Origin of the sequence: Delftia sp. ASV31 (assembly GCF_016428765.1) — a bacterium.
In the GTDB taxonomy this organism is placed as follows: Bacteria; Pseudomonadota; Gammaproteobacteria; order Burkholderiales; family Burkholderiaceae_C; genus Comamonas; species Comamonas acidovorans.
In genome coordinates this window covers 27356-41330 of record NZ_JAELTK010000035.1, presented here as the reverse complement: position 1 = coordinate 41330, position 13975 = coordinate 27356, and the positions used below count along the sequence as shown (strand labels likewise).

Here is a 13975-nt window from a genome sequence, read left to right as displayed (position 1 = left end):
GGAGGTTGGACGATGAGAGCACAGCAGCATCTGACCCGGGTTTCGCTGGACGCACTGCGTCCCACGCAGATGACCATAGGCGCGGCCGAAGTGCAGACCAAGCGCGCCCAGTGGAGCCGCCTCAAGCGCAAGGAGCGCGAAGGCGTTCTGGCCTCGCACTGGTTTCCTGCCGTGCTGGGGCCGCGTGGCCTGCACTACATCGTTGACCACCACCACCTGGGGCTGGCGCTGACGCAGGAGTCCGTGGAGCAGGTCTGGGTCATGCAGCTGGCCGATTTCAGCGAGGCCGATCCGCTGATGTTCTGGCGCCTGATGGAGTTCCACCAATGGGCCCATCCGTATGACGAGCGCGGCCGCCGATGCGACTGGGCCAAGATGCCCGAGCAGCTGGACCGCCTGCGCGACGACCCCTACCGCAGCCTGGCCGGCGCCGTGCGCAAGGCCGGTGGCTATGCCAAGGACACGGCGCCTTTCGTCGAATTCCTCTGGGCCGATTTTTTCCGCACGCGCTTTGCACCCAAGGACCTGCGCAGTGGCAAGAGCGATGTCGCCTTGCCCGATCAGGCCCTGCATGAGGCCCTGGGCCTGGCGCACGGCGCCGAGGCGCGCTACCTGCCGGGCTGGTCCGGCGTCGTTGCTCCGCAATCCTGATGCGTGCGCCTAGCCTGCCTGCCTTGGCCGATTGGGGCGCCGGCCTGTCCATCGCCGGCCTGCTGCTGCCCGAGGCCGTGGCCTATTCCGGCATCGCCGGCCTGCCGCCGCAGGCCGGGGTGATTGCGCTGTTCGCCGGGCTGCTGGCCTACGGCCTGCTGGGGACCAGCCGCTTCGCCATCGTCTCGGCCACATCCTCCTCTGCCGCCGTGCTGCTGGCGGCCACGGCGTCCATGGCCGGCACCTCGCCGCAGCAGCGCATGCTGCTGGGCGTGGGCATCGTGCTGCTGACGGGCCTGTTTTTCGTGGTGGCGGGGCTGGCGCGGCTGGGCGCGGTCTCCAATTTCATTGCCAAGCCCGTGCTGCGTGGCTTTGCGCTGGGGCTGGCGCTGACCATCGTGGTCAAGCAGATCCCGCATGCCGTCGCCTTCCAGCCCGTGCATGGCGATCTGCCGCGCTTTGTCTGGGAGCTGCTGGCCGGCTGGCGGCACTGGAATGGAGCGGGCCTGGCCATGGCCGTTGCGGCGTTGCTGCTGATGCGTGCGCTGGCCCGCTGGCGTGGCCTGCCTGCGGCCTTGCTGGTGATTGCGGCCGGCATTGCGCTGGAGTCGGGCGGCTGGTGCGCGCGCTGGGGCATTGCGGCCGTGGGGCCGATACGGCTGGATTTCTCCAACCCCGGCATTCCCTCGCTGTCGCGCGCCGAATGGCTGCGCCTGGGCGAGCTGGCCTTTGCGATGGCGCTCATCCTCTATGCCGAGTCCTATGGCTCCATCCGCAGCTTTGCGCTGCGCCACGGCGACCGCGTCGATGCCAACCGTGACCTGATGGCGCTGGGCGCGGCCAACCTGCTGTCGAGCGTGTTCCATGGCATGCCCGTGGGCGCGGGCTACTCCGCCACATCGGCCAACGAGGTGGCGGGCGCGCAAAGCCGCGCTGCAGGCCTGGTGGCCTGCGCCGTGGTGGGCCTGGCCGTCTGGCTGCTGCTGCCCTGGATAGAGCGCACGCCGCAGCCGCTGCTGGCCGCCATCGTCATCCACGCCGTGGGCCACACGCTGAACCCTGCCGCGCTGCGCCCTTACTTCGCCTGGCGGCGGGATCGCTTGATCGTGGTGCTGGCCTTCTTTGCCGTGCTGGCGCTGGGCGTGCTCGACGGACTCCTGCTGGCCATCGCGGCCAGCCTGCTCATGCTGCTGCAAACGCTGTCCCGCTCACATGTGAGCTGGCTGGGCAGGCTGGGGGACACACATGACTTTGTCGATGCCGCACGCCACCCCGACGCGGTGGTGCCGGCCGGCCTGCTGATCGCGCGGCCTGAGGCGCCGCTGTTCTTCGGCAATGCCGACCCCGTGTTTGCGGCCATCCGGGAGCGGCTTCAATCCCTGCCTTCGCCCCGCGGCGTGGTGCTGAGCTTGGAAGATTCGGCCGATCTAGATGCCACCAGTGTCGAGGCGCTGTGCGACTTCGCGGCCCAGTTGCGGCAACTGGGCGTGCCGCTGGCCCTGGCCCGCGTCAAGGACCCCGTGCGCGACCTGCTGGCGCGCGTGGGCAATCCGGCCTTGCCGCGCGCCAGCTATGCGGGCTGGAGCGTGGACGACGCCGTGCGCCAGTTGCAGATCCCTGCGTGATCCCCGCCCCGGCGCAGCCCCTCAGGCCGCCGCCTGGGTGGACTCGCGCACGATGCAGCGCCCCTGCATGATCACCTTGCGCAGCGGCAGGTCGGGCGCGTGCAGCCGCTCCATGAGCAGGCCGAATGCGGCGCGGCCCATGGCCTCCACCGGCTGCTCGATCACGGTGATGGCGGGGGCCACCAGCTCTGTCCAGCGCTCGTTGTCGAAACCGGCGAGCGCCACATCGCCCGGGATGCGCAGGCCTGCGGCGCGTATCGCGCGCAGGCAGCCTTCCAGCAGCAGGCTGTTGCTGGCCACGAAGGCGTCGGGCCGCTGCGGCTGGCGAAGCCATTGCGCGACCTCGGCCTCGGCGGCATCGCTGGTCGGAGGCAACTGGCGCAAGTCGGGCTCCAGGCCCGCATCGCGCATGGCGGCCAGATAGCCGTCGCAGCGCTCGCGCGCCGTGCTGCTGGTGCTGCCGAAGACGCCTGCAATGCGGCGGCGGCCCTGGTCCACCAGATGCCTGACCAGGGTGGCGCAGGCCTGGGCGTTGTCCAGCACCACGCTGTCATGGAAGGCCGGGGCGCCCGCCCGGTCCACCAGGACGACGGGAAACTCCAGTTGCATGCGCTCGAGCTTGTGCAGGCTGGCCTGGGTGGGCGCAAAGATCAGCCCCGCGATGCGCTCTTCCTGCATGAGCTGCAGGTACATGGCTTCGCGCTGCGGGTCTTCGTCGGTATTGCACAACAGCACGCGCCGGCCCTGGCGATAGGCCTCGGCCTCGACCGCGCGGATCAGGGCCGTGAAAAACGGGTTGCGTATGTCGGCCACCAGCACGCCCATGGGGCCAGCGTCGCGCGCGCGCAGCCGGCGCGCCATCAGATTGGGCCGGTAGCCCGTGGCCTGCACGGCGGCCGAGACCCGCGCTCGGACCTCCTCGCTGACCGAGCCGCCCGCCAGCGCGCGCGATACCGTCGATTTGGAAACCCCGGCCGCACGGGCCACATCGTTGATGCTGATGCTCAATGCAATCGTTCCCGTTGGTTGTGGTGTGCCGCAGAGGATAACTCCAAAGAAATGCCGTGTTATGGCCGGATTATGGCCGGGTTATGTTGCAGTGCAGATTGACTGATGGTTGGGAACGTTCCCACAATCCGCGCCATGATCAATGCCCATTCATCCCTCCCGGCGGTTGCGCCCACCGCTCCTGCGGGCCTGCAGATCGCCGTGCGCCTGGACGCCAGGGTGCGCGACAAGGCCGACGCCATTGCCCAGGCGGCCCGGCTGCTCCAGGACCTTGGCTGCGTGGCCCCTGGCTATGCCACCGGCATGCAGGCGCGCGAGGCTCAGGCCGAAACCTTTCTGGGCCACGGCGTGGCCATTCCCCACGGCCGGGCCGAAGACCGGGCCCTGGTGCTGCGCGACGCGGTGGCCGTGCTCCAGGTGCGCGAGGGCCTGGATTGGAATGCCGGCCAGAACGTGCATCTGGTCGTGGCGGTGGCGGCACGCTCCGATGCCCACATCACCTTGCTGCGCCGTCTGGCCGGCCTGCTGCAGACACCGCGGCTGCAGGCGCTGTTCAACACCGGCGATGCGCAGCAGGTCATTGATGTGCTCCAGGGGCAGGCGGACCCGGCGCCGCCTGCCGCCCGCACGGCGGCAGTGGACCTGGCCGAGGCGCGCGAATGGACCATTGCCTATCCCAACGGCCTGCATGCGCGGCCTGCCACGCGCTGGGCGGAGGCGGCGCGCGGCTTTGCCTCGCGCATCCAGGTGCGCCATGGCGACGAGGTGGCCGATGCGCGGCAGATGGCCAGCCTGCTGCAGCTGGGGCTGCGCGAAGGCGACAAGGTCACCGTCTCGGCAGAGGGCCCCGACGCCAGTGCCGCGGTCCAGCGGCTGTGCGCCGTGGCCCAGGCCCTGGTGGCCCAGGAACGTGTCGATGCCGACGCCGCTGCGCGCAAGGCGGCCGAATCGCCCGCCACGGGCTGGCTGCCGCCGCTGGCGCGGCCTGCCTTTGTGGGCCTGGGTGCGAGCCCGGGGCTGGCCGTGGCCCGCATCCACCAGTGGCGTGTGGAGGCCGCCGAGATTCCCGACCTGCCCGAGCCGCTCAGCGTGGGCGGTGCGCTGCTGCATGCGGCGCTGGCCGAGACGCAGGGCCAGCTGCGCGCCCTGCATGACGACACCCGCCGCCGCCTGGGCGAAGGCGATGCGGCCATCTTCAGCGCGCAGGCCCAGTGGCTGGGCGACACCGGACTCATCACGCGCGCCTGCCAGTTCATGGTCCAGGGCCACGGCGTGGCCTGGGCCTGGGACCAGGCCGTGGAGGAGGGGGCTGCCCGTCTCCAGGCGCTGGACAACCCTGCGCTGGCCGCGCGTGCCGCCGATCTGCGCGACGTGGGCCGGCGCGTGCTGGTGCAACTGCAGCCCTCGCTGGCAGCGGCGGGACCGGAGGGCCTGCCCGAAGGCGGCTGCATCCTGGTCGCGGCCGATCTTTCGCCCTCGGAAACCGCCCAGCTGGACACGGCGCGCGTGGCCGCGCTGGTCACGGCGCAGGGCAGTCCCACCTCGCACACGGCCATACTCGCGCGCACGCTGGGGCTGCCGGCCGCCGTGGCGGCAGGCGGCGGCGTGCTGGGCATGGCCGATGGGGCCCTGGCCATCGTCGATGGCGCCAATGGCCGCATCTACCTTGATCCCTCGGAGCAGGACCTGGCTTCGGCGCGTGCCCACATGGCCGAGCAGCGGGCGTTGCAGGAACGCGTGTCCGCGCAGCGCAGCCTGCCTGCCATCACCACCGATGGCGTGCGCATCGAAGTCTGCGCCAATGTCAACCTGCCCGAGCAGGTGCCGCTGGCCCTGTCCCAGGGCGCCGAGGGCGTGGGCCTGATGCGCACGGAATTCCTGTTCCTGGAGCGCGGCAGCACGCCCGGCGAGGACGAGCAGTACGAAACCTACCGCGCCATGGCGCAGGCGCTGGAGGGCCGGCCGCTGATCGTTCGCGCGCTGGACATCGGCGGCGACAAGCAGGTCGCCCACCTGGAGCTGCCGCGCGAGGACAACCCCTTCCTGGGCGTGCGCGGCGCGCGGCTGCTGCTGCGCCGCCCCGACCTGCTGGAGCCCCAGATGCGCGCCCTGTACCGGGCGGCCCGCGATGGCGCAAGGCTGTCCGTGATGTTTCCCATGGTCACCAGCGTGCAGGAACTGCTGGCGCTGCGCACGGCCTGCGAACGGCTGCGCGCCGACTTGGACGCGCCGGTCCTGCCGCTGGGCATCATGATCGAGGTGCCCGCCGCCGCCGTGCAGGCCGACGCACTGGCCCGCCATGCCGATTTCTTCTCCATAGGCACCAACGACCTGACCCAGTACGTGCTGGCCATGGACCGCCAGAACCCGCAACTGGCGGCCGAGGCGGACAGCCTGCATCCGGCCGTGCTGCGGATGGTGCGCGCCACCGTGCAGGGTGCTGCCACCCGCGCACGCCCCGTGGGCGTCTGTGGCGGACTGGCCGGCGACCCGTTCGGTGCGCTGCTGCTGGCCGGGCTGGGGGTGGGCGAGCTGTCCATGACGCCCAACGACATCGCCGGTGTCAAGGCCGGCTTGCGTGCGGCCAGCCTGCGGCAGTTGCAGGCGCTCGCAGACAGGGCGCTCGGCTGCGAGGATGCCGCGCAGGTGCGGGCACTGGCCAAGGAGGTGACGGCATGAACGCCCCGCAAGCCATTACCGTGACCCTGAACCCGGCCATAGACCAGCTCGTGACCCTGGATGCGCTGCTGCCCGGCCAGGTGCAGCGCGCATTGGACAGCATGCAGGCGCCGGGCGGCAAGGGCATCAATGTTGCCGCCGCCTTGGCGGGCCTGGGCGTTTCCACGGCTGCGCTGGGCGTGCTGGGCAGCGACAACGCCGGCATGTTCGAGGCCTTGTTCGCCCAGCGCGGCATTGCCGACGCCTGCCTGCGCGTGCCGGGCCAGACGCGCACCAACATCAAGCTGGTGGCCGACGGCGGACGCCAGACCACGGACATCAACTTGCCGGGTCTGATGTTGGTCGAAGCGCATCTGCACGCCGTCATGGCCGCGCTGGCCCGGTATCTGCGGCCCGGCCTGGCCGTGGTGCTGTCGGGCAGCCTGCCGGCCGGCCTGCCTGCGGACAGCTGGGCCCGGCTCCAGGCCCAGGCCGTGGCCGCCGGTGCCGACGTGCTGCTGGACACCAGCGAGGCCCCCCTGGCCGCCGCCCTGGCGACGGCCCCCCATGCTGCCATGCCCTGGGCCATCAAGCCCAACCGGGAGGAGTTGCAGGCCGCCACAGGCCAGCGCCTGGATGGCCGCGACGCGCTTCTGGCCGCCGCGCGCCGCCTGCTGGACAGGGGGCTGGGGCTGGCCGTGGTGTCCATGGGCGAGGAGGGCGCGCTGTTCGCCACCTTGCAAGGCGCGGTGATTGCGCGGCCGCCGCAGCGCGCGCGCGGCAGCTCCGTGGGCGCGGGCGATGCCATGGTCGCGGGCATGGTGGCCGCGCGGCTGCGCGGACTGGATCTGGCGGACACCGCACGCCTGTCCACGGCCAGCGCGCTGGCCTGGCTGCAGGCCGCGCCCGCGCGCGAAGTCGATGCCAACCGCGTCCAGGCATTGGCTGCCAGCGTGCTGCTGGAGCCATGCCAGTGGCCGTGATCCCCCATTCTTCAGGAGCTTTCATGAACCCTCTTTTTGTGGTGATCGCAGCCGCCGGGCACGACGCCGAAGCGCTGCTGGCCGCCGAAGCCCTGCGCCATGCGGCCGGACAGCGTCACTTGGCCGTGGAAGTGCGCGCCAGCGGCGGTGTGATCGGGCTGCATGCGGCCGATGCCGCCGCGCAGGCCGGGCAATTGCTGATCGTGGGGGATGCCGGCACCGATGACGATGCAGATACCGACGCCGATGCCTCCCGCTTCGTGCAGGCCGCCGTCGAGCGCTGCAGCCTGCGCGAGGCGCTCGACGATCCGGCCGGCGTGCTTGCACGCTGCGCTGCCGCCAGTCCCGCAGCAACGCGCACGGGCAAGCGGATCGTGGCCGTCACCTCCTGCCCCACGGGCATCGCCCACACCTTCATGGCGGCCGAGGGACTGCAGCGCGGCGCGGCGGCGCTGGGCCACGCCATGCGCGTGGAGACACAAGGCTCGGTGGGCGCGCTCGATGCGCTGACGCCGCAGGAGATTGCCGAGGCCGACCTGGTCATCATCGCCGCCGACCGCGAGGTCGATCTTTCGCGATTCGCGGGCAAGCCGCTGCTGCGCAGCGGCACCAAGCCGGCCATACGCGACGGCTCGGGGCTGATCGCCAAGGCGCTGGCCGAAGCTACCGTGCATGGTGCCGCCGTGGGCGCTGCTGCTGCAGGCGGCGCCGCGCCCACGCCGGCCCGGACCCAGGGCGGCGCCTATCGCCACCTGATGACCGGCGTGTCCTTCATGCTGCCCTTCGTCACGGCGGGCGGCATTCTGATCGCCATGGCCTTTGCGCTGGGCGGCATCTATGTCCATGACGATGCGCACCAGGGCACGCTGGGCTGGACGCTGTTCCAGATCGGCGCCAAGGGCGGCTTTGCGCTGATGGTGCCGGCGCTGGCCGGCTATATCGCCTATTCCATTGCCGACCGGCCCGGCATTGCGCCGGGCATGATCGGCGGGATGATCGCGTCCAGCATGGGCGCGGGGTTCATCGGCGGCATCGCGGCCGGGTTCATCGCAGGCTACGGCGTGGCCTTCATGGCGGCGCACATCCGGCTGCCGCAGGCGCTCAAGGGCCTGCTGCCCATGCTGATCCTGCCTGTGCTGGGCAGCCTGTTCACGGGGCTGCTGATGTTCTATCTGGTTGGTGCGCCCGTGGCCGAGCTGCTGCAGTGGTTGAGCGCCTGGCTGCGCGGCATGCAGGGTGCCAGTGCCTTGCTGCTGGGCCTGTTGTTGGGCGCGATGATGGCCTTTGACATGGGCGGGCCGGTGAACAAGGCCGCCTATGCGTTTTCCACGGGAATGATCGCCAGCCAGGTCTACACGCCCATGGCTGCAGCCATGATCGCCGGCATGACGCCGCCGCTGGGGCTGGCCCTGGCCACGCGCCTGTTTGCCGACCGCTTCACGCGCGAGGAGCGCGGCAGCGCCGCCTCGGCCGGCGTGCTGGGCCTGGCCTTTGTCACCGAGGGGGCCATTCCCTACGCGGCGCGCGATCCGCTGCGCACGATTCCGGCCCTGGTGCTGGGCTCGGCCGTGGCCGGCGCCGTGTCCATGCTGGCGGGTGTGGAGCTGAAGGTGCCGCATGGCGGCATCTTCGTCGCGCCCATTCCCAACGCCGTGACCCACGTGGCCATGTATGCGGTGGCGCTGGTGGCGGGCGTGGTGGTCACGGCCATCGCCCTGCGCATGTTCAAAAGGCCCGCCGAAGCGAGCCTTTGAAGAGGGCCTTTGAAGCAGGAAGCCGGGGGAACGCCTGTAGCGGCTCCCCCGCAGCGTTCAGCGGGCTGCGGCGCGGGCCTGTTCCAGCCAGCCGTCGAAGGTCTTCTGGTGGGCCTTGATCCAGCCGTCCACATGGCGGTTGATGTCCGAGGGCTTGTTCTGGCCCTGGCTCATCATGTGGTTCTGCGCGCTGATGTCGCCCACGGGCAGCTGCATCAGCTCGAACAGCTTGCCAGCGTCGGGATGCTTGTCGGTGAAGGCCTTGTTGGCCACGATCTGCTGCTTGTTCACCACGAAGCCGTAGTTCTTGCCGTTGGGCAGCTTGGTATCGAACTTGGCCTGCTCGCCGGGCAGCGAGGAGAAGGGCACCTCCAGCCACACCACGTCCTTGCCGGGCTTGAGCACGTTGCTCACCCAGTAGGGCGTCCAGGTGTAGTAGAGGATGGGCTTGCCGGCCTTGTAGCGCGAGATGGTGTCGGCGATCAGCGCCGAGTACGTGCCCTGCTTGTGGGTCACGGTGTCGCGCAGCTTGTAGGCCGTCAGGTGGTGCTCGATCACGGCCTCGCAGCCCCAGCCGGGCGTGCAGCCGGTGAGGTCGGCCTTGCCGTCGCCGTCCGAGTCGAACAGCTTGGCGATCTTGGGGTCCTTCAACTGGCCGATATTGGTGATCTTGTATTCGTCGGCCGTCTTCTTGTCGATCAGGTAGCCCTGGGCCGCGTTGTCCGAGTACACGCCCTTGCGGAACAGCTTGGCGTCGCCGCCCGCGTTCTTGTAGTAGTCGGCGTGCAGCGGGTTCCAGTGCGTGGCCAGGAAAGTGGCGTCGCCATTGGCAATCGCCACGTGGGCCGTGGGGTACTCGACTTCCTGGAAGGGCTGCACGTCGTAGCCCAGCTTCTCCAGGGCCTTCATGACGATCAGGGTCTGGAAGCTTTCTTCGGCGATGGAGCTCTTGAGCGGCGACACCTTCACGCCCTTGCCGGGCTGGTCGCTGGCGGCCGATGCGCCTGCGCAGGCCAGTGCGATGCCGGCAGCCATCGTGGCGGTGCGCAGCCAGTGGCTGGCAGCGGCAGTTGGCAGTCGATTGTGGTTCAGGGCTTGGTTCATCCTCGGGTTCCTCCGTTGTGTGATGAAAGGGGAGTGGGCGGCCAGCGTGGCTGGCCGCTTTTCGGGAAGGCGGCGCGGCAGTGGGCCCATCCGCGCCGCAGTGAAGGCATTCAGCTGGTGCTGCCGCGATGGACCGGCTTGTTGCCGGCGCCCAGCAGGCGGGCAATGCAGCCGGCGGGGCCGCTGTGCCACCAGCGCGCACCGCCACGGGTCGTCTGCCCCATGGCCTGGGTGATGCGGTCCAGCACGATGGCCAGCAGCACGATGCCCAGTCCGCCCACGGTGGCCAGGCCCATGTCCAGGCGGCCGATGCCGCGCAGCACCATCTGGCCCAGGCCGCCCACGGCGATCATGGAGGCGATCACCACCATGGACAGCGACAGCATCAGCGCCTGGTTCACGCCCGCCATGATGGACGGCATGGCCAGCGGCAGCTGCACCTTCCACAGCAACTGCCAGGGCGATGCGCCATAGGCGCGGCTGGCCTCGATCAGGTCGGGGCGCACCTGGCGGATGCCCAGGTTGGTCAGTCGGATCAGCGGCGGCAGCGCGAAGATGATGGTCACGATCACGCCGGGCACGTTGCCGATGCCGAACAGCATCACCACGGGCACCAGGTAGACGAAGGCCGGCGTGGTCTGCATGGCGTCGAGCAGCGGGCGTGTCCAGCGCTGCGCACGGTCGCTGGAGGCCAGCAAAATCCCCGCGGGCAAGCCGATGACCATGCAGAAAACCAGCGAGGTCAGCACCAGGGACAGCGTCACCATGGCCTCGGGCCAGATGCCCAGCATGGCGACCACCACCAGCGAGACGGCGGCGCCAATGGCCATGGCGCGGCCCGCGAACTGCCAGGCCACCAGGGTCAGGATCAGGATCAGCAGCGGCCAGGGCAGGGCCAGCATGGCATCGGTGATGCCCGACAGCGTGCCGTCGATGGGCGTGCGCACGGCCTGGAAGAAGGGGCGGAAATGGTGGACCACCCATTCCAGGCCGCTGTTGATCCAGCCCTGCACGGGCAGGCCGTCGGTGGTCAATTGGTGCCAGAGGCTGGCATGGGCGTCGTCGGGAACGCCCGAGCCGGCCGAGGCGCCCAGCCAGTCACCGCCTGCGGCATCACCGCCGCTGGCGGCGCCCCAGGGATCGGCCGAGGCATCGGGCGCCGGCGTGGCGGCGGTTGCCCAGGGATCGGCGCTTGCAGAGGCCGCGGAATCGGTGGAAGCAGAGGCCGCGGAATCGGTGGAAGCAGGGGCTGCGCTCGCATCGGCCCAGGGATCGGTGGCGGCAGCGGCGGTGTTCGGGTTCAGGCTGTTGGTTGCATCGCTCATGCGGCATCTCCTTGTCGTTGTTCGATCGGCTCCACGGTCGGCGCGATGGTGGGGGCGACGGTGGGGGCGTTGGAGGCCGGGAAATGCGGGTTGAGCGTGACCGGCGGCACGATCTCCTGCGGCGGTGGCACGGGCGGCGTGTCGCGGTCCAGGAAGCGCAGCATGGTGGTGCGGCTGACCACGCCCATGAACTGGCCGTCGTCGCTGGTCACCGGCAGCGCGCAGGGCGCGGCGGCCACGGGGCCGAACAGCTCGGCCACCGGCGTGCCTGCAGACAGCGGCTCGACGTTGGGCAGGAAGGCGTGGCTCAGGCCCAGCATGCCCGGGCGGCCGTGCAGTGCGTCGCGCAGCGATTGAGAGGACACCACGCCCAGGAAGCGGCGGCGCGCGTTGACCACATAGGCGTAGTCGCGGTCGGAGTCTTCCAGCAGGCGCTGGGCTGCGCGGCAGCCGCGGTCGCTGTGCTCGGACACCACGGTCAGCGCCTGGCGCGCGATGTCGCCGGCCTTGAAGACCGAGGCCGCGTCCACGCCGCGCACGAAGCTGCGCACATAGTCGTCGGCGGGGCTGCGCAGGATCTCGTCGGGCGTGCCGACCTGGATCACCTGGCCGTCCTTCATGATGGCGATGCGGTCGCCGATGCGCATGGCCTCGTCCAGGTCATGCGAGATGAAGACGATGGTGCGGCGCTGGATCTGCTGCAGGCGCAGCAGCTCGGACTGCATCTCGGTGCGGATGATGGGGTCCAGGGCCGAGAAGGCCTCATCCATCAGCAGGATGGACGGATCGGACGCCAGCGCCCGGGCCAGGCCCACGCGCTGCTGCATGCCGCCCGACAGCTCGTCGGGGTAGCTGGCGCCCCAGGCGCCCAGGCCCACCTGCTCCAGCGCGGCCTGGGCCTGTGTCTGGCGCTCGGCCTTGTCGGCGCCGGCCAGCTCCAGGCCGAAGGCCGTGTTGTCCAGTACCGTCATGTGCGGCATCAGCGCAAAGGACTGGAACACCATGGAAATGTCCTTGCGGCGCAGCGCGCGCAGATCGCGCTCGCTCAGGGCATTGATGTCCTGGCCATCGACCACGATGCGCCCGGCCGTGGGCTCGATGAGGCGGTTGAGCATGCGCACCAGGGTGGACTTGCCCGAGCCCGACAGGCCCATGACGACGAAGATCTCGCCGGCCTCGATGGTGAAATTGGCGTCGAACACGCCGATGGACTGGCCCGTGCGCTCCAGGATCTCCTGTTTGCTCAGGCCCTGTTGGACGAGGTCGAGTGCGGTCTTGGGGTCGTCCCCGAACACCTTGAACACATGATCGATGATGATCTGCTTGGCCACTGTGGCGTTCTCCTTTTGGGTGAGATGGAACACAGTCCAGCGTCCTCGACGGGCGAAGACGCTGGCGCGCAAGCCAAAAATGAAGCCCTGATGCCGTTCGCTGCAGGGGACTGCCGTCCCCCGTTGCTGGGATTCAAACAGGTGCGAAAGCACCCGAGGCGGCTCGGATGGCACGCGAAGCGGTGCGCAAGAGCCAGAAGGCGAGAGCAGCCGGCGGCGAGGCGCGCGGTGTCTCAGGCGGGCATCGTGGCTGAAGATCAGCCAGCGCGATGCCCCACAACATCAGGGCCGAGTTTCGGCCCGGTTGACGGGGCTGTACCGGAAGCACAGCGATCCGCCGGGGTGTATCGGCAGGCCGTGAAGACGGTGCCGATGACCTGCTTGGCAGGTTGTAAAGAAGCCGAAATTATATAAAACAGGTTTTACTGCGTCAAAACGCATGAGCCGAAGAAGGCCTGTTTTGGCCTTTTTCACGCCCTTGAGGACTGCAATCCAGCTGGGATTTGCTCACTTAATGAGAGCGTGTAGCCCATGATTCACAAGGCATATGCTGTCATCGATGAATAAAATCGGTCAAGCGTCAGCTTGAGGAAAGCTTCAGGCCCGATCTGCGGCAAAAAGCGTGCCCGGCGCGCTGGCAGGTCGGGCGCCAGCAGGTGTCCGACCCGTTGCCTGCGCCCGCCCATGAAAAAAGCCCCGTAGCGGCTGGCGCTGCGGGGCTTCGGTGCGGGATGCCGCCGGCTCAGTGGTTGCTGGCCGTGCTGTTGATCAGCTTGTCGGTATAGGCGATGGCCAGGGCGCTGGCCAGGAAGGTGACGTGGATGATGGTCTGCCACATCAGCACCTTGACGTCGTAGCTGCCCGCGTTGATGAAGGTCTTGAGCAGATGGATGGAGCTGATGCCGATGATGGACAGGGCCAGCTTGACCTTGAGGATGGAGGCGTTCACGTGGCCCAGCCACTCGGGCTGGTCGGGGTGGCTGTCCAGGCCCAGGCGGCTGACGAAGGTCTCGTAGCCGCCCACGATGACCATGATCAGCAGGTTGGAGATCATCACCACGTCGATCAGCGCCAGCACCACCAGCATGATGATGGTTTCGTTGAGCGCGCCGATGGGCGCATCGTGCTTGTAGCCGATGCTGGTGATCAGCGCCTGCAGCGCTTCCTGGTTGCCGAAGGCGGCCTCGATCAGGTGCCACAGCTCCAGCAGGAAGTGCCAGACGTAGACCCCCTGGGCGGCGATCAGGCCCAGGTACAGCGGCAGCTGCAGCCAGCGGCTGGCGAAGATCAGGGAAGGCAGGGGACGCAGGGGGGAGCCGGGGGCTCGATTGGAGTTTTGCTGGCGGGCCATGGTGGTCGGTCGCGCTTGTCTGGTGTGGGAGCGTGGATGGGAGGGGACAATGGCCGTGGAAAACGGGCGCGCGATTTTAGCGGCGAAACAGGCCATTGCCAGTGACGGCCGGGAACTGCGGGGAATCCCCAGGTAGACGCGCCCAAGGGGGTTTCAGTCAGTGGCATGTAAGACCGGCCCCCGAC

The 13975-nt window shown here is 69.4% G+C and carries 10 protein-coding genes; 5 read left to right on the top strand and 5 right to left on the bottom strand.

Annotated features, from left to right (window positions below; all coding sequences use genetic code 11):
- Positions 1-12: 12 nt before the first annotated feature.
- Together JHD82_RS14485 and JHD82_RS14480 are read left to right on the top strand one after the other, a co-directional pair.
- On the top strand, positions 13-651 hold the full coding sequence (locus JHD82_RS14485; RefSeq protein WP_199137114.1) for a ParB-like protein: 639 nt from the start codon (positions 13-15) through the stop codon (positions 649-651).
- Positions 651-2276 (top strand): SulP family inorganic anion transporter, encoded by a 1626-nt coding sequence (locus JHD82_RS14480; protein WP_199137112.1) that lies wholly within the window; start codon positions 651-653, stop codon positions 2274-2276. The genes JHD82_RS14485 and JHD82_RS14480 overlap by 1 nt, the downstream gene beginning before the upstream one ends.
- Before the next feature lie 21 nt (positions 2277-2297).
- Here JHD82_RS14480 and JHD82_RS14475 read toward each other — a convergent pair whose 3' ends face one another.
- A complete protein-coding gene (locus JHD82_RS14475; protein WP_199137110.1) occupies positions 2298-3284 on the bottom strand; it encodes a LacI family DNA-binding transcriptional regulator in 987 nt (328 codons plus the stop codon).
- A 135-nt stretch (positions 3285-3419) separates the two neighbouring features.
- Between JHD82_RS14475 and ptsP the strand changes: the two genes are divergently transcribed.
- From ptsP to JHD82_RS14460, 3 genes are read left to right on the top strand one after another with little or no spacing between them, the layout of a single operon-like run.
- Positions 3420-5963 (top strand): phosphoenolpyruvate--protein phosphotransferase, encoded by a 2544-nt coding sequence (ptsP, locus tag JHD82_RS14470; protein WP_199137108.1) that lies wholly within the window; start codon positions 3420-3422, stop codon positions 5961-5963.
- Entirely contained in the window at positions 5960-6925 is a 966-nt protein-coding gene (locus tag JHD82_RS14465; protein WP_199137106.1) for a 1-phosphofructokinase family hexose kinase, read from the top strand. The genes ptsP and JHD82_RS14465 overlap by 4 nt, the downstream gene beginning before the upstream one ends.
- A 23-nt stretch (positions 6926-6948) precedes the next feature.
- The gene (locus tag JHD82_RS14460) at positions 6949-8679 is read left to right on the top strand and encodes a PTS fructose transporter subunit IIC (protein WP_199137104.1); all 1731 of its coding nucleotides are present in this window, start codon (positions 6949-6951) and stop codon (positions 8677-8679) included.
- A 57-nt stretch (positions 8680-8736) separates the two neighbouring features.
- On the opposite strand, the gene proX is transcribed toward JHD82_RS14460, so the two are convergent.
- The 4 genes from proX to JHD82_RS14440 form a co-directional block, all read right to left on the bottom strand.
- Entirely contained in the window at positions 8737-9783 is a 1047-nt protein-coding gene (proX, locus tag JHD82_RS14455) for a glycine betaine/L-proline ABC transporter substrate-binding protein ProX (RefSeq protein WP_012204550.1), read from the bottom strand.
- Positions 9784-9893: 110 nt separating this feature from the next.
- Positions 9894-11108, bottom strand: coding sequence for a glycine betaine/L-proline ABC transporter permease ProW (gene proW, locus JHD82_RS14450; protein WP_199137102.1), 1215 nt, complete (start codon positions 11106-11108; stop codon positions 9894-9896).
- Entirely contained in the window at positions 11105-12439 is a 1335-nt protein-coding gene (gene proV / locus JHD82_RS14445) for a glycine betaine/L-proline ABC transporter ATP-binding protein ProV (RefSeq protein ID WP_199137100.1), read from the bottom strand. Before proV ends, proW begins: the two co-directional genes overlap by 4 nt.
- 742 nt (positions 12440-13181) lie before the next feature.
- On the bottom strand, positions 13182-13790 hold the full coding sequence (locus JHD82_RS14440; RefSeq protein ID WP_012204594.1) for a TIGR00645 family protein: 609 nt from the start codon (positions 13788-13790) through the stop codon (positions 13182-13184).
- Between the last annotated feature and the right edge of the window lie 185 nt (positions 13791-13975).

Coding starts and splice junctions, on each gene's coding strand:
- JHD82_RS14485 (WP_199137114.1), top strand. CDS start 13: ATGAGAGCACAGCAGCATCTGACCCGGGTTTCGCTGGACGCACTGCGT.
- ptsP (WP_199137108.1), top strand. CDS start 3,420: ATGATCAATGCCCATTCATCCCTCCCGGCGGTTGCGCCCACCGCTCCT.
- proW (WP_199137102.1), bottom strand. CDS start 11,108: ATGAGCGATGCAACCAACAGCCTGAACCCGAACACCGCCGCTGCCGCC.
- JHD82_RS14480 (WP_199137112.1), top strand. CDS start 651: ATGCGTGCGCCTAGCCTGCCTGCCTTGGCCGATTGGGGCGCCGGCCTG.
- proX (WP_012204550.1), bottom strand. CDS start 9,783: ATGAACCAAGCCCTGAACCACAATCGACTGCCAACTGCCGCTGCCAGC.
- JHD82_RS14440 (WP_012204594.1), bottom strand. CDS start 13,790: ATGGCCCGCCAGCAAAACTCCAATCGAGCCCCCGGCTCCCCCCTGCGT.
- JHD82_RS14465 (WP_199137106.1), top strand. CDS start 5,960: ATGAACGCCCCGCAAGCCATTACCGTGACCCTGAACCCGGCCATAGAC.
- JHD82_RS14460 (WP_199137104.1), top strand. CDS start 6,949: ATGAACCCTCTTTTTGTGGTGATCGCAGCCGCCGGGCACGACGCCGAA.